The 15967-nt window shown below is 62.8% G+C and carries 13 protein-coding genes; 12 read left to right on the top strand and 1 reads right to left on the bottom strand.

Annotated elements, in window-relative coordinates:
• Nucleotides 1-20: 20 nt before the first annotated feature.
• Nucleotides 21-338, bottom strand: coding sequence for a hypothetical protein (locus AC07TV_RS05660; RefSeq protein WP_494647433.1), 318 nt, complete (start codon nt 336-338; stop codon nt 21-23).
• A 181-nt stretch (nt 339-519) separates the two neighbouring features.
• Between AC07TV_RS05660 and AC07TV_RS05655 the strand changes: the two genes are divergently transcribed.
• The 12 genes from AC07TV_RS05655 to AC07TV_RS05600 all read left to right on the top strand — a co-directional run bounded on the left by AC07TV_RS05655 (nt 520) and on the right by AC07TV_RS05600 (nt 15962).
• On the top strand, nt 520-2784 hold the full coding sequence (locus AC07TV_RS05655; RefSeq protein ID WP_494647432.1) for a secretin GspD/PilQ domain-containing protein: 2265 nt from the start codon (nt 520-522) through the stop codon (nt 2782-2784).
• Nucleotides 2785-2794: 10 nt separating this feature from the next.
• Nucleotides 2795-3274, top strand: a complete 480-nt coding sequence (locus AC07TV_RS05650; RefSeq protein WP_494647431.1) for a type II secretion system protein — start codon at nt 2795-2797, stop codon at nt 3272-3274.
• A 3-nt stretch (nt 3275-3277) separates the two neighbouring features.
• On the top strand, nt 3278-3658 hold the full coding sequence (locus tag AC07TV_RS05645; RefSeq protein ID WP_494647430.1) for a type II secretion system protein: 381 nt from the start codon (nt 3278-3280) through the stop codon (nt 3656-3658).
• Between the two features lie 23 nt (nt 3659-3681).
• Nucleotides 3682-4212, top strand: a complete 531-nt coding sequence (locus tag AC07TV_RS05640) for a type II secretion system protein (RefSeq protein ID WP_494647429.1) — start codon at nt 3682-3684, stop codon at nt 4210-4212.
• 96 nt (nt 4213-4308) lie between these two features.
• A complete protein-coding gene (locus tag AC07TV_RS05635; RefSeq protein ID WP_494647428.1) occupies nt 4309-6657 on the top strand; it encodes a tetratricopeptide repeat protein in 2349 nt (782 codons plus the stop codon).
• A gap of 14 nt (nt 6658-6671) precedes the next feature.
• Entirely contained in the window at nt 6672-8888 is a 2217-nt protein-coding gene (locus AC07TV_RS05630; protein WP_494647427.1) for a tetratricopeptide repeat protein, read from the top strand.
• Nucleotides 8889-8997: 109 nt separating this feature from the next.
• Entirely contained in the window at nt 8998-9795 is a 798-nt protein-coding gene (locus AC07TV_RS05625) for an ankyrin repeat domain-containing protein (RefSeq protein ID WP_494647426.1), read from the top strand.
• Entirely contained in the window at nt 9788-10576 is a 789-nt protein-coding gene (epsA, locus tag AC07TV_RS05620) for an XrtB/PEP-CTERM-associated transcriptional regulator EpsA (RefSeq protein ID WP_494647425.1), read from the top strand. The genes AC07TV_RS05625 and epsA overlap by 8 nt, the downstream gene beginning before the upstream one ends.
• Nucleotides 10577-10625: 49 nt before the next feature.
• Nucleotides 10626-11456: a hypothetical protein gene (locus AC07TV_RS05615; protein WP_494647424.1), complete on the top strand. Its 831-nt coding sequence runs from the start codon at nt 10626-10628 to the stop codon at nt 11454-11456.
• 367 nt (nt 11457-11823) lie between these two features.
• On the top strand, nt 11824-12579 hold the full coding sequence (locus AC07TV_RS05610; RefSeq protein ID WP_494647423.1) for an FxDxF family PEP-CTERM protein: 756 nt from the start codon (nt 11824-11826) through the stop codon (nt 12577-12579).
• A gap of 58 nt (nt 12580-12637) precedes the next feature.
• Nucleotides 12638-14086, top strand: a complete 1449-nt coding sequence (locus AC07TV_RS05605; protein ID WP_494647422.1) for a hypothetical protein — start codon at nt 12638-12640, stop codon at nt 14084-14086.
• 295 nt (nt 14087-14381) lie between these two features.
• Nucleotides 14382-15962 carry a ShlB/FhaC/HecB family hemolysin secretion/activation protein gene (locus AC07TV_RS05600; RefSeq protein WP_494647421.1) on the top strand — a complete coding sequence of 527 codons (1581 nt, stop codon included), beginning with the start codon at nt 14382-14384 and terminating at the stop codon, nt 15960-15962.
• Nucleotides 15963-15967: the final 5 nt, after the last annotated feature.

The raw sequence follows: 15967 nt of genomic DNA, 5'->3' as shown, positions 1-15967 counted from the left end.
CTGGCCCGAAATTGTCTGCCTCAGTGGGCCTGCTGACCGTAGCGGGCCATGATTTCACCGTGCTGGCGCCACAGGCGACGCAGGCCTTCAACGCCGAGATCTTCGCTGCTGCTGGCTTCGAGGCGAAAGAGCAGAATCATCATGGCGCGCAATTCCTGGCAGATTCGCGGATCGATGCTTTCGTTGCGCCAGGCGGCCTGGTCGCTGTCCAGAAAAATGCGAATTGACGCGCGATTGCCCAGGTCGACACCGCATTGAGGGGCGAGTTGGGCGATCAGGTGGCGCAGGGCCTGCATGTCTTCGGGCGGACAGTGAGTGTCGGAAACTGAGCGCTGCATCAATATCTCCCTTCGTCGTGGCCAGTGCTGGCGCGATGGCACCATGTCCAGAGAGTATTGCGGCCTCAGGTTTCAGTCGTATGAAGCGGAGAAAGGAATTCGACTGGTATATTTGCCTGTCTTTAACATGCCTGTAATGCTGGCTTCCTAGGATAATAAGATTTTGTGACGGTTCAAATTGATGCAGACCCGATTCGATAGTGCTTTGAAGCAAGGCTCGATTTTTCTGCTCCTGGCTGTTTTGCTGGGTGGGTGTTCCCATCCGGCCTACCGGGATGGCCTCGATTTCATGGCGTCCGGCAAGAAGGAGGAGGGGGTCGCTTCTCTGGAAAAGGCAGCGCGTGATCGTCCGCGCGATGCCGAGATCAAGGCGGCAATGATTCGCCACAAGGGCGAGTCGGTCGATACCTATCTCGATGATGCCGATCGTCAGCGCTCGGCCGGCAACCCCGATGCAGCCGAAGCTGCCTACCGGCGAGCACTCGCAATCGATGGAAGGAATACGCGGGCCATCCAGGGCCTCGAGCAACTCGCGGTCGACCGGAAAAATGCCGCCAATTTGGCCCAGGCCGAACAATTATTGAAGAAGGGCGACCTGCTCGGTGCCGAGCGCGTGGTCCGTACCGTACGAGCCCAGGACACGCTCAATCCGGTGGCGCGCAAGCTGCAGCAACAGATCGACGTGTTGCGCGAGAAGGAAATGAACCCGTCGGCCAACCCGGCCGTCAAGGCGGCGCTGGCCAAGCCGGTCGTGCTGGAATTCCGCGATGCGACACTGAAATCGGTCTTCGAGGTGTTGTCGCGTTCGTCCGGCCTCAATTTCGTGTTCGACAAGGACGTCAAAGGCGACACCAAGGTGACCTTCTTTGTCCGCAACAGCCCGCTCGAAGACATCCTGAATCTGATCCTGAAAACCAATCAGCTGGAAAAGCGCCAGCTCAATGACAACAGCTTCCTGATCTACCCGAACACGCCGGCCAAGGCCAAGGAGTATCAGGAACTGGTGGTGCGCAGCTTCTATCTGGCCAATGCCGACGTCAAGCAGGCGCAGATCCTGGTCAAGACGGTGGCCAAGAGCAAGGACGTCTTTGCCGACGAAAAGCTCAACCTGCTCATCGTCAAGGACACACCGGACGCCATGCGGCTGGTTGAACGGCTGATCGAGTCACTCGATCTGGCCGAGCCGGAAGTGATGCTGGAGGTCGAGATTCTGGAAGTCACGCGCAGCCGGTTGAACGAGATTGGTGTGGATTGGCCGGATTCGGTTGGTTATGGCGCTCTGCAGCAGACGATAACGACGACGACGAGTACAGCCGCCGGCATTTTGCAGAACGTTGTACCGGGCGGGACGCTGACACCGGGCTACATCAGTCTCAAAAATGCTTCCGGTCTGACCAGCTTCGTCGCCAACCCTGGCCTGACGCTCAATCTCAAGGGCCAGAACAGCGACACCAACGTGTTGGCCAACCCGCGCATTCGCGTCAAGAACCGCGAGAAGGCGAAGATTCACATCGGCGACAAGCTGCCGATATTCACCACCACCTCGACGGCCAACGTCGGCGTATCCGCGTCGGTCACCTATCTCGACGTCGGCCTCAAACTCGACGTCGAATCGAATGTCACGCTCGACGACGAAGTGTCGATGAAGGTCGGGCTGGAAGTGAGCAGCATCGTCAAGGAGGTGTCAGGTCCCTCCAGTTCGCTGGCGTATCAGGTCGGCACGCGTAGCGCGAGCACCACGCTGCGTCTGAAAAATGGCGAAACCCAGGTGCTGGCCGGGTTGATCAACGACGAGGAGCGCAAGTCCACCAGCCATATCCCGGGCATTGGCGAAATTCCGGTGGTTGGTCGTCTCTTCGGCAGCCAGCGCGATACCTCGGTCAAGACGGAAATCATCCTGCTCATCACACCGCGCGTGCTGCGCAACATTCATCGGCCGGACTTCGGTCAGCCGGCCTTGCCATCGGGTACCGAAGCGGCCGTTGGTTCGGCGCCGATGATCATCAAATCGCAGGGACCGAAGTCGCTGGCCGTGGCGCCGCGCGGCGGCGTCGCAGCGGCCGGTGGTGGCGGGCCACGCTTCGGCGCGCCGGCCATTGAGCCGGAGCAGCCGGTGCCGCCGCCCGTTTTCGAGGGGCTCCAGCTTGGCGGGCCGGCCGAGGCCATCGCAGGTGCCGAAGTGGATATCAGCGTCATGGCGCCGGGGCAAACCAACGCCCTGATGGTCGATGTGGCCTACGACCCGACGCTGCTTGAGGTAGTCCAACCGGCGGCAGTTGCCCCGGGGCGCATTTCGCTGCGCGTCGAGCTGGGGCACGGCAGCCTTCGCCTGCGCGTCCTGCCCGGGGCCAAGGGCGATACCCGGATCGACGTGACCGGGGCAACGCTGGAAAGCGGTGAGCCCTATTCCGGAGCGAGCGTTTCGCATGCGCTCAAGCTGAAGTAGACTACTAGTCATGATCGGCAAGCCGGGCCGGGGTTTCACGTTGATCGAACTGGTCATCACCGTCGCCATCGTCGGCATTCTGGCGATGACGGCGATGCCGATGATCGAGATGACGGCCAAGCGGCAGAAGGAAGTGGAGTTGCGGGCCGCCTTGCGGGAAATTCGCGGTGGCATCGACGCCTATCGACGGGCCGTCGACGAGGGCAAACTCGAGAAGAAGGTCGACGAAAGCGGCTATCCGCGTCGTCTCGAAGACTTGGCCAAAGGGGTCGAAAACGTGCAGGACCCGAACAAGGCCAAGCTCTATTTTCTGCGCCGCCTGCCGCGCGACCCGTTTGCCGATGACCCGGCACTGCCGGCAGAGTTGACCTGGGGCAAGCGCAGTTATGCCAGTCCGCCCGATGCGCCGGTTGAAGGGGCTGATGTGTTTGACGTCTATTCGCTGGCCAAGGGTGTTGGCCTCAACGGCACGCCGTACCGGGAGTGGTGAAACATGAACTCCCGTAAAAAAGGCTTCACGCTGATCGAACTGCTGGTCGTCATGTCGGTGATTGCCACGCTGCTCACCATCGCCGTGCCGCGCTATTTCCAGCATCTTGACCGGGCCCGCGAAGCCTCGCTGCGCGAGTCGCTGGCCGTCATGCGCGACGCCGTCGACAAATATCGTGGCGACACCGGGCGCTACCCGGAAACGCTCGAAGAACTGGTCACCAAGCGCTACCTGCGCAAAGTGCCGCCCGACCCGATCACCGAAAGCACCGAAAGCTGGGTTATCGTCCCGCCGCCGGACGAGCCGGGCCAGCGCAGGGTCTGGGATATCCGCAGTGGGGCTGAAGGGCAGGGCCTGAACGGCAGCGATTATTCGACATGGTGATCTGCCACGGTCAACCGGAATTTTTGGCCAAAAATGAAATCGGTCGTCAGGCTGGCTTTACCTTCCTCGGCCTGATGTTTGCCGTCGCCATCGCCGGCATCGCGCTGGCCGGGACCGGTGCCCTGTGGCAAATGGAAAGCCGGCGCGAGAAGGAGAAGGAGCTGCTGTTCATCGGCGAAGAATACCGTCGCGCCATCGGCAGCTATTACGACAAATCGCCCGGCGCCGTAAAACAGTTCCCGAACAAGCTCGAAGACCTGCTGCAGGACAAGCGCTACCCCAACCCGACCCACCACCTGCGCCGCCTCTATCGCGACCCGATGACGGCCGATGGCGAGTGGGAGCTGATCAGGCTGGAAGGCCGCATCATGGGCGTCGCCAGCCGCTCCTCGGACAAGCCGATCAAGGTGGCGGGATTTTCCGCCGATCAGGGTGATTTCGAGGGCGCCGGGAGCTATACCGAATGGCGGTTCATCAGCAGCGGCGGGGGGCAGCAGGCGAATGCCAATGCCGGGGCGCAAGCGGGGGGCGCTCCGTCGTCGCCGGAGCGCTAGCCACTCGCGGTGCCGTCTCCGGAATGCAACATTGCTTCGCTAAAGTAGCCGGCATTTCATTCTGATGCTGCGGTCATCGCAGACCAAGGTCGATTCATGAGCAAGGGAAATACTCGCCAATCCGCTCCCGCGGCCGGGCGCTCGGCAATGCCGGGCAATCTGCAATTCATTCTCGATCAGGGCATCTCCCTGCTGCAACAGGGGCAACCGGCCCCGGCCGAGGCGTATTTCCGGCAGGTGTTGACGGCCGTGCCGCAACATCTTGATGCGCTGCAGTTTCTCGGCGTCATCGAATACCAGAAAGGGCGCTTCGCGGCCGCTGCCGAACTACTGCAAAGTGCCATTGATCTGGCGCCCGACGCCCCGGGCTTGCACTGCAACCTGGGTCTGGCGCAGCAGGAACTCGGCCACCCTGAACAGGCACTGGCCAGCTACGACCGGGCGCTGGCCCTGATGCCGAAATTCGTCGAGGCGCTGAACAATCGGGGCAATGTCCTGCGCCAACTGGGGCGGCTCGCCGAATCAGCCGCCAGCTACCGGCGCGCCCTGACCTCGCGGCCGGATTTCATCGAAGCGCTCTTCAACCTCGGCATCACCCAGATCGCCCAAGGCCAGTCCGACCAGGCTTTGACTCCGCTGGCGCGCTGCCTGCGGCTGGCACCGGGGCACCTCGGCGCCTGGGGCCAGTACGGCGTCGCCCTCATGGCGTTGAACAAACATGCCGATGCCCTGAGCTGCTTCGAGCGAATTCTTGGGCACACGGCCAACGATGCCGAGGCGCATTACTGGCGCGGTAACGCGCTGCTCGCGCTGGGGCGCTCTGACGAAGCGCTCTCCGCCTACAGCAATGCGGCGCAGATTCGCCCCGACATTCCGGAAGTCCACTACAACATTGGCAATGTGCTGCTCGATCAGGGCCGGGTGGAAGAGGGCATAGCCGCCTTCGACCAGGCATTGGCTTGCCGGCCGGCTTTCCCTGAGGCCATCTACAACCGCGCCGGCGCCGAGCAGGATCTCGGGCGCTACGACGAGGCCGCGGCCACCTATGAGCATCTGCTGAGCTTGGCGCCGGACCATCGCTACGCCCTCGGCCGGCTTTTTCATTGCCGGCAGTTTGTCGCCAACTGGCGGCGCCACGCCGAACAGCGCAGCGCCTTGGTGGCCAGCGCCGACGGCGTTGTCCACGACATGCCTTTCCCTTTCCTTGCTGTGAGCGACGACCCGGCGCTGCAACTGCGCTGCGCCCAAGCCTATACGGCCACCAAACATCCGCCGGCCGCCACCCCGCTATCCAGTGGAAAGCCCTACGCTCACGCGCGCATTCGCCTCGCCTACGTCTCGGCCGATTATTGCGAGCATGCCTTGAGCTACCTGCTGGCCGGCGTCTTCGAGGCGCATGACCGGGCCCGTTTCGAAGTCTGGGGCATTTCGCTGAAACCCGGCGACGGCAGCGCCATGGCCACTCGGGTAGCTGCCGCCTTCGAGCATTTCATCGACGCCTCGGCCCTCAACGACAACGAAGTCGCCCGCCTGCTGCGCGACCAGGAAATCGACATCGCCATCGACCTCACCGGCCACACCCAGGATGCCCGCACCGCCATCTTCGCGGCGCGGCCGGCGCCAGTGCAGGTCAATTACCTCGGCTACCCCGGCAGCATGGGGGCGGCCTACATCGACTACATCATCGCCGACGACTTCGTCATCCCCGAAGCGGCGCGCCCGCACTACGCCGAGCAGGTCGTTTATTTGCCCGAGTGCTTCCAGGGCAACGACGACCGGCGCGTCATCGATGCTCAGCCACAAACGCGCGCTGCCCACGGTCTACCGGAAAAAGCCTTCGTTTTTTGTGCCTTCAACAACACCTACAAACTGACGCCGGAATTTTTCGATATCTGGATGCGCCTGCTCGCCGCAGTGCCCGACAGCGTGCTCTGGCTGGCCAGCGCCGATGTCAGCGTGCAGCGCAATCTGCGCGCCGAGGCCGAACGGCGGGGCGTCGCGCCCGAACGCCTGGTCTTCTCGCCGCGCATCCGCTATGCCGAGCACCTCGCCCGCCTGCAGTTGGCCGACCTCTTTCTCGATACCTTGCCCTTCAACGCCGGCACCACGGCCAGCGACGCCCTGTGGGCAGGCGTCCCGGTCCTCACCTGCGCCGGCCGCGCCTTCTCGGCGCGCATGGCCGGCAGCCTGCTGCGCGCACTCGGCCTGCCCGAACTGATCACCGGCAGCTTGGCTGCCTACGAGGCGCGAGCCCTCGAACTCGCAGTAAATCCGTCTGCCCTGAGCGAACTCCGGTCGCACCTGGCCAGCAACCGGACGACCCATCCGCTGTTCGATACCCGGCGCTTTACCCGCCACCTGGAAGCTGCCTACACCAGCATGTGGACTCGCCAGCAACAGTGCAAAGTGCCGGCCTTGTTTCGCGTAACCCCGCTTGAGTCCTGATCGAAAACGCCACCATGCAAACCAGCCAATCGCATCCACAAGCCCTGTTCGGTCGCGCCCTCGAACTTCACCGGGCCGGCCGGATCGGTGAAGCCGAAAACGCCTATCGTGAAGTGCTCAAGGTGCAACCAGAAAACCCCGGCGCCATCTTCCTGTTCGGCCTCTGCCACCATCAGCGCGGCGACCACGAATCGGCCATCACGCTGATGGATATCGCACTCGAGATGAACCCGGCCATGCCGCAGGCCCACTACAACCGCGGCCTCGCCCTGCACGAACTGGCCCGCTACGACGAGGCAGTGGTCAGCTATCAGAGAGCTATCGAGCTGCAGTCTTCGTATCCCCAGGCCTGGAATAATCGTGGCAACGCCCTCAAGGAACTGGATCGCCTACCCGAGGCACTGGCCAGCTACGACCGGGCCATCGCACTGGCGCCGGATTTTGCCGAGGCTCATACCAATCGTGGAAACGTCCTCAAGGAACTGCGGCGCTACGACGAGGCTTTGGCCAGCCACGACGAGGCGCTGTGTCGGCGGCCGGATTACGCCGAGGCCCACTGCCATCGGGGCAACGCCCTCAATGCGCTAAAACGCCTCGATGAAGCCATCGCGGCCTATGACCGGGCGATCGCGCTGAAGCAGGATTTTGTCGACGCCTACATCAATCGCGGCGACGCGCTGCATCAACTGGACCGCAAGGATGATGCACTACGCAGCTTCGAACTGGCCATCGCTTGCACGCCAAATGCCGCAGATGCCTATGAAATGCGAGGCAATCTCTTCCTGTCGGTCAAGCGCCATAGCGAGGCGGCCGAGGATTTCGAACGAGCCAGCCAGCTGGACGGCAAACTGGCCTCGCGGGTCGTCTGGCAACTGCTGCAAACCCGCTTGACCTTGTGCGACTGGCGCGACATCGAGCACTGGCGGGGCCTGATCGGCCGCGACGAAGCTCTCGGCTGGCAGGCCGTATCACCGTTCGCCGCCTTGTCTATCCTGGGCTCGCCGGCGCAGCAGCTCGATCACAACCGGCGCTATGTCGCGCGCTGGGCGCCTGCTGACAAGGCGCAGCTATGGCAGGGCGAAATCTACGCCCACCGGCGCCAGCGGGTTGGCTACTTCTCGTCGGACCTGCGCAGCCATGCCGTTGCTTACCTGACTGCCGGCCTGTTCGAGCAGCACGACCGCGAGCGCTTCGAAGTTCATGCCTTCTACTTCGGGCCGGCCAGCGATGACCCCTGGCACCTGCGCCTGAAATCCGCCTTCGAGCAGTTCCACGAGGTCAGGGAGCTGTCGGACCGGGAGCTTGCCGCGCTGATCAGCGAGCTGGAAATCGACATCCTCGTCGACCTCAACGGCCACACCCAGGGTGCGCGCACCGACGTGCTCGCCATGCGTCCGGCGCCGGTACAGATCAACTATCTCGGCTATCCGGGCACGATGGGGGCCGACTACATCGACTACATCATCGCCGATCCGGTCGCGATACCGGCGGAGTCGCGCCGGCATTACAGCGAAAAAACTGTCTGGCTACCCGATACCTTCCAGGTCAACGACAACCAAAAAGCGATTGCCGAAACGGGGCGTTCCCGCGCAGAACTCGGGCTGCCCGAGCAGGGCTTTGTCTTCTGCTGCTTCAACAATTCCTACAAGATCACACCGGCCGAGTTCGCTATCTGGATGCGCCTGCTGCAGCGGGTCGAAGGCAGCGTGCTGTGGTTGGCCGAAGCCGATCCGGCGGCAAATGCCAACCTGCATCGCGAGGCCATCCGGCGCGGGGTGGATGCCAGCCGCCTGATCTTCACCGAACGCATGCCGCTGGTCGACTATCTAGCTAGTTACCGGCAAGCCGATCTATTCCTCGATACCTTTGGCTACAACGCCGGCACCACGGCCAGCGATGCGCTGTGGGTGGGCTTGCCCGTGCTTACCTGCCTCGGGGAAGCCTTTGCCCAGCGCATGGCCGGCAGCCTGCTCCACGCCGTCGGCCTGCCCGAGCTGGTGACAAAAAGCCACGACGAATACGAGGCACTTGCACTCGCGCTGGCGACGGAACCGACCCGGCTGGCGGCACTGCGCGAACGCCTGGCCAGCAACCGGACAACCCATCCCTTGTTCGACATCCGGCGCTTCACGCGCCACCTCGAACAGGCCTACCTGGCCATGCAGCAACGCGTCGATGCCGGGCTGCCGCCGGATCATCTGGTGATTGCTGCCGAGCCGTCGCCAGCCTGAAAACTGGCCGAATTTCCCGGGACGGCGCTTTTGTCACCGTTCTGCAACAACAGGGTAACCAAGAGAGGCTAGATTCAGGCGCTTAGCAAAAATTTACCAGTGAACTGTCATGCGCCTCGCCAAATCCGTCGTTCCCTTCGTGTTTTTCACGGCTGTTGCCTCGGCGCAGGCTTTCGAGGAGGGGCCGGCGGTGCCTGAACGGCTGGCGCCGGCGTCGGCCACGGTCCGCCAGCGGGCTTTGCCCGAAGATTTTTCCGCAGTCGGCAAGGCAGCCTGGGAAGACAGCCGGCCGGTGGTGGCATCATCGACGCGCGACCTGCTTGCCGCCGTCAAGGCCGGCCAGTTCGATACCGTCAAGACGCTGCTCAACGACGGCGCGCTGGCCAACGGCGCCGATGAACTCGGCGAGCGGCCACTGCTTGCCGCCGTCGCTGGCGAACATGCCGAAATCGCCCGCCTGCTCATCCAGCGCGGGGCCAGCCCCAACGTCAAGGGTCCGGAAGGGCGGACACCGCTGGCCATGGCCTCGGCTGCCGGTAATCCCGGCCTCGTGCATATCCTGCTGCAGGCCGGCGCCGACATCAACGCGCGCAGCGACAACCGCGCCACGGCCTTGCATGAGGCCATCCGCTTCGACCACCCGGAAATTGTCCGCCTGCTGCTAGCCGCCGGCCCCGATCCCGAGCGTTACGACCGCGAGGGCCTGCATCCGCTGGCGCTGGCGGCGGCGCTCGGCCGGCTCAACTGCCTGCTGACTTTGCTCGACAGCCAGGTAGCGCCCGATCAGCCCGACCGCAAGGGTCTCACTGCGCTTTACTGGGCGCGGCGTTACGACCAGGCGCTGGCCGAAAGCCTGCTCGTCGAGCGCGGCGCCAGCCGCGAAGCCTGGCCCATCAACCTTGACTGATTACCCGCTCATGGACGCGCTGGTTACCCTCACGGCGGTCGATCTTGAGCGTTTGCTGATTACCATTGAATCCTCGCAACAAGTGCATCTGCGCCACCAGTACTTCCTTTGGTCGCAAGGCGTGCTGCAAAGCTTTCTGCCGCACGAGGCGCTGATCATAGGCCATGGCGAATACGGCACGCCGGCCTTTCGCTACGAAGTGCTCGGGCGAACTCAACTGGCTGGCGACCGGATGCCGGGCAGCGATTTCGACAAACTGGTCGGGCTGGCGCTCGATAGCTGGCAGCATGGCGGCTACGTCCCGAAAGCCTTTGGCGGTGACCGTAACGGAAGCGGCATTTGCCCGGTTGGTCAGCTGCTCAAGCGCTTCTCCATCGGCCACGCCATGGCCCACGGCACCCGCGAGTTCACCGGTGACACCTCCGGTTTCTTCGTCTTTCTCAACATGCCGGAAGCGCCCGGCCGGCGCCATGTGTACTTCGCGCAAATGCTCATGCCCTACCTGCACACCACGCTGCACCGCATGCTGACGCAGGAAAAAAACGCGCCCGAACTGCCGGTCCGTTTCAACACCCGGCTCAGCGGCCGCGAGGCCCAGGTCATCTCGCTGGTCCGCGACGGCATGACCAACCAGCAGATCGCCGGCACGCTCGAACTCAGTCCGCTGACCGTCAAGAATCATATCCAGAACATCCTGCGCAAGCTCGAAGTCTCGAATCGCGCCCAGGCTGTCGCCAAGGCCGTCAAGGCCCGGCTGATCAGCGATCAGCCGGGGACTTAACGGCAATCCCACGGTCAACCGGAAAATTTGGCCAAAATTGAAATTCACCATGACGCCAGACCTCCACCTTTTCCAGATCTATTACGACGACGCGACCCGGGCAGCCATCGATCCCGATTTCCAGCCGCTCGACAATTCGCGCAACGAGCGCCCGGACTGGTTCGAGTACTGGCCGATCCACAACCACCTGCAGCGCCAGCCGTTGGTCGATGACAGCTACTACGGCTTCTTCTCCCCCAAGTTCCGCGACAAGACCTGGCTGACCGGCGCCAAGGTTCGCGCCTTCATCGCGGCGCAGCCGGGGGCGGACGTCTACACCTTCTCGCCAACACCCGACGAAGCCTGCTTCTACGCCAACGTCTTCGAACAGGGGCAAAGCGCCCATCCCGGCCTGGTCGAGGTCGCCCAGGCCTTCTTTGACGACATCCAGCTCGGCGTCGATCTGCGTCGCGTTGTCATGGACGTGCGGACCAGCGTCTACGCCAACTACTTCGTCGCCCGCGGCAGCTTCTGGCGGCGCTGGTATGCCATCTTCGAGCGCTGCCACGCCCATGCCGAAAACCCTGCCTCGCCGCTGCACGAAAAGCTCTGTGCCATTACCCGCTACCGCACGCCGGTGCAGATGAAGATCTTTCTGATGGAACGGGTGGTATCGACTCTGCTCGCCACGACGCCCGGCCTCAAGGTCGTTAACTACCCCCCGTTCGAGATGCCGCTCAGCGAAGAAAGCTGGCTGCCTTACTTCGACAACCTGGTGGCCATGGATGCCAGCAAGCTCGCCTTTCTGCAGACAGGCAACGAGATTTACATGACCGCCTTCCGCAACACGCAAAAGGCGGTGTGGAGCACCCTGCAACGCAAGTTCGCCCAGGGAAAATAGGCGCGCTACCGGCCACGGCGGGGGCTGGGGGGTAGTGCTCTGCGGCGTCCTGCCGAATCCATGGAAACCCCCAGCCAGCCCCGAATACCGCCAATGTTTCAGATTATGACAACGAGCCCTGCCCGGGCTGAGCCAATCGGACTAGTTCCCTAGTCCGATTGGCGGGTCAAAAAGCCCTGCCGGCGCCGTATCTGGAGTCATCTTGCCCTCCTAAAGTGGCTGTATCAGCAAGGTTCTGCCCCGGGTGAAAAACTGCTTCCCACGGTCCGTGAGCGTGGGCTCCCGGCAGGCAGTGACCAAGCTGGTCGTTCTTTGCCTACATCCGCTTCGCTCTGGAGCACAGTCAATTTTTCAAAAGGGGTTTTCAATGAAGTTTTCTCTCAAGACTCTCGCTGCTGCCGTTGTCATGGCTGCCGCTGCTACCGGCGCTAACGCTGCCATCGACAATGGTGCTGGCGGCAATGGCGACCTGTTCTTCAATGTCTGGGATGCCTCCGGCTCCTACACCCGTGACCTCGGCTATTCCATCGACAGCTTCCAGGCCACGCTGAGCGCAGCTGGCAACATCAATCTGTCCTGGACTGCCGACGCCACCTTCACCTCCTTCCTGGCTGGCGTGAGTGATGTCAATGCCCTGAAGTGGAACATCGTCGCTGTCGACAAGTCGGGCGCCAACCGCCTGCTGGAAACCTACACCACCCTGCCGTCGCCAAAGAAGACCAACGACGTTACCCGTACCGCTGCCAACAATACCCAAAGTTTCGCAACGGCAGTCAACGGCGTGATCGGCGCCGCCGATTCCGTCGCGGTTGGTTCTTCTAGCGCAGCTTGGGCCGGCAAGTCTGCCTTCAAGGACACTGCGGGCGGCTATCTGTTCTTCAGCAATGCCGGTACTGTCGCCAACAACAGCTACGCCAGTGGCCTTGGTTTCATGCGTATTGACGCTGCCTCCACCGGTGTCGCCACCTCGGTCTACACCCCGTACGTCGATGGTCAGAGCGTCAAGGCCTACTGGGATGGTTCCACCCTGAACGTCGCCGCCGTGCCGGAGCCGGAATCCTACGCCATGCTGCTGGCTGGTCTGGGCATGATCGGTTTCGTGGCTCGTCGCCGCGCCAAGTAATTTTTGTCTTCGCCGGCGCCCTGATGGGCGCCGGTCTTGAATCCATCAGGAGAAATTCATGCAACTCAAGAAATCCGCTCTGCTCTGCGCCGCCGCCTTCGCCGCGATGGCCGGTTCCGCCCACGCTGCCGTCGATGCTACCGCCAAAGACCTCATCGATACCGCCAATGCCAATGGCCGCGTTGTTTTCGTTTCCGGTGCTTCTGCTGTCCAGAAGGGCTTCGTCGACATGATCGGCACGATGTTCACCGGCACGACCAAGTATTTCTCCCTGGCCAGCTCCAAGGGTTCGGCTGTCGACAAGGCTGACTACGTCGCCATCGCCGGTACCCTGGCTGCCGGTACCGGCGCCTGGGCTGGCGAGAAGACCATCATCATCTACCGTCTCAAGGGTGGTTCGGTCTATGGCGTGAATCCGGTTGCCCGCAACACGTCGATCACCTCGCTCGACGTTACCGACGCTACCTGTGGCTCCTCCGGTGCCGGCACTGCCTCCAGCCCGTATCAGTGCACCACCAACAGCCGCATTCCGGATGCCGGTGTTTCCGACGTCGCCCCGATCCTGTTCCAGTCGCCGGTCAATACCGAAGGCGAAGTCGCCGCCGATGCGCTTTCCGAAGCCGAGCGTGCCGAACTCACCTCCTCCGCCATCTACGGCCTGTCCTTCGGCATCCCGGTCACCAGCAACGTGCCGGCTTCCGTCAAGTTCACCCGTTCCACCGTCGCTGCCATCATGACCGGCAACGTCGGGACCTGGGATGCGGTCGACAGCAGCCTGTCCGGCGAAATCGTCGTCTGCCGCCGCGTGCCGGGTTCCGGCACGCAGGCCGTCATGAACCTGTGGGCTGGCAACTATCCCTGCTCAGCCGATTCGCAGCAGCCGGCTGACCGCGATGCTTCCGGCGCCTGGGATGCCGGTACGCGTGCCTTCACCGCCGCCAATGGCGCCGGTGGCCTGATCGTCATCGAGAACTCAACCTCCGACGACGTCAAGTCCTGCCTGGACAAGGCCGTGGTTGGTGGCACCTTCGCCGGCAAGGATCGCGACGGCAATGCCGTTGCCGTCAACTTCGGCGCTGGCGGCTACAAGGCCATCGGTGTGCTGTCCATGGACAGTCTGAAGGACTCCAAGTCTGCCGGTAACTGGCAGTTCCGTTCGCTTGACGGCGCCGGCAAGATGACCTGGGACGTGACCTCTGCTGCCCCGGTGACCACCGGCACCGGCAAGTTCCCGACCAAGGAAGCCTACGAAAATGGCGACTGGGATCTCCAGGGCTGGATCTCCTTCAACATTCCGTCGCGCACCACCGGCGCCAAGCTCGAGCTGCTCAACAAGTTCGTCGCCAACGCTGGTGATCCGGCCAAGCTGGGCGTCATCGGCGACCTGAAGAACGTCGCCATGGCCATCCCGGGCGATCCGAATGGCTACACTGGCGCCCAGACTCTGGATGCCGTGTATCTCGGTGGCAACCAGTGCGCCCCGTACAACCGTAACTACAACGACTAATCGTTGCTGTCACGGGCCAGCCGGCAACGGCTGGTTTTCGCAGTATGAGGACGGCCCGGGATTTTCCGGGCCGTTTTTTTGTCGTCTGCTTCAGTCGATTCATTGTGCAGTTTGGACCCGAAACCCAATCCGTCCGGCCGGAAAACACCCCTCGTCTCAGTTCCGGCGGCGATACGCAGAGCAGCGGATAAGAGCCGGTGCGGCCATGGCCGATGCCCGAATAGTCCGATCGGCTCATGTTTTATGCCCCTGGTTTCACAGGGAGGTAACGTCGTCTGTCGATAATCCTCGGGCTATGCATGTCTACAAAATTCTCCTTTCTGCCGGCCTTTTGGGCGCGGCTTCCCTCGTCCTGGCCGCACCGGCTCCGGGCGCTTTCGATCTGCTTGAGTTTTCGGTTGAGGGCAATACGGTGCTCGATGAAGTCGAGATCGAGCGCGCCGTCTATCCCTCCCTCGGCCCCGGCAAGCTGGTGGCCGATGTCGAAAAAGCCCGTGCCGCGCTTGAGGCGGCTTATCAGCAGCAGGGCTATTTGTCGGTTTCCGTCGTCGTTCCCGAGCAGTCGGTGGCGAGCGGCGTCATCCGCCTGCAGGTCATTGAGGGGCAGGTTGAGCGCCTGAAGGTCAGCGGCAATCAATACACCTCGCGCAGCGACCTGCGCGCCGAGGTGCCGGAAGTGGCGCCGGGCAAGGTGCCGCATTTCCCGACCATGCAGGCCGAACTGGCGCAGGCCGGCCGGTCGGCCGACCGCCGGGTGACGCCGCTGCTGCGTCCAGGTGCGCGCCCGGGCACGATGGAGGTTGAACTGGCCGTCGAGGACGAATTGCCCCTGCATGGCAACGTCGAGCTCAACAACCGGCAGAGTCCGGATACGTCGCTGTTGCGTCTGGAGGCCGGGCTGCGCTACACCAACCTGTTCCAGAAACAGCATAGCGCCGGGCTGAATTACGTGGTTTCGCCGGAAAAGCCGGACGAGGTCAGTGTGCTGGCCGGTTTTTATAGCGCCCCTTTGAGTGCGACGCGCTCGCTGTCGGCCTTCATTCAGCATTCGAACAGCAATATCGCCTCGGCAGTGGGTAGCAATGTGGTGGGCAAGGGCACGACGCTGGGCGGGCGGATGTCGTTTACGTTGCCGCAGCCGGCCGGCATCGCCAATTTCTTCCATTCGCTGTCGCTTGGCGCCGATTTCAAGAATCTGCAGGAAACCCAGAATGCGCTGGGGGCCGACCGGAAGGAAACGCCGCTGCGCTACATGCCGCTGGTGGCCCAATACACCTTCAGCCGTTTCGGCGAGTCAGGCGAATTCGCCGGCAATCTCGGGCTGGTCGTCAATACTGGCTACAACTCGCGCGATGTGGACTGCCAGGGCGTGCAAATGGAGCAGTTTGCCTGCCGCCGGGCTTATGCCCGCCCCGGTTTTGCGGTGTTTCGCGGCGACCTGAGTTATTCGAAGCGCCTGCTTGGTTGGGAAGGGCTGGCCAAGCTCGATTTCCAGATTGCCGGGCAGCCGTTGGTCTCGCCGGAGCAGATTCTGGCCGGCGGCATGGATACCGTGCGCGGTTATTACGAGGGTGAGGCCGCCGGTGATGTCGGCTGGCGTTTGCGCACCGAGGTCAAGACGCCGACCTTGTTTGAAATTGGCGGGGCAGGCTTGCGCCTGCTTGGTTTTGTCGAGGGCGCGCAGGTCTGGCTGAACAGCCCGTTGCCCGGGCAAACCGATGAATTCACGCTGGCCAGCGCCGGCATCGGCTTGCGTTTGAAGGGTAGCAAGGGCGGGCCGTTAGTCGTTGTCGATATTGGCCAGGCACTCAAGGATGGTCCGCGAACCACGTCCGGAACGCAGCGCGTGCATGCGCGCCTAGGTTACGAGTTTTAGACCGG

This window comes from Azonexus sp. GW821-FHT04F04, from assembly GCF_059420025.1.
This window is presented reverse-complemented; position numbering and strand designations above follow the sequence as displayed.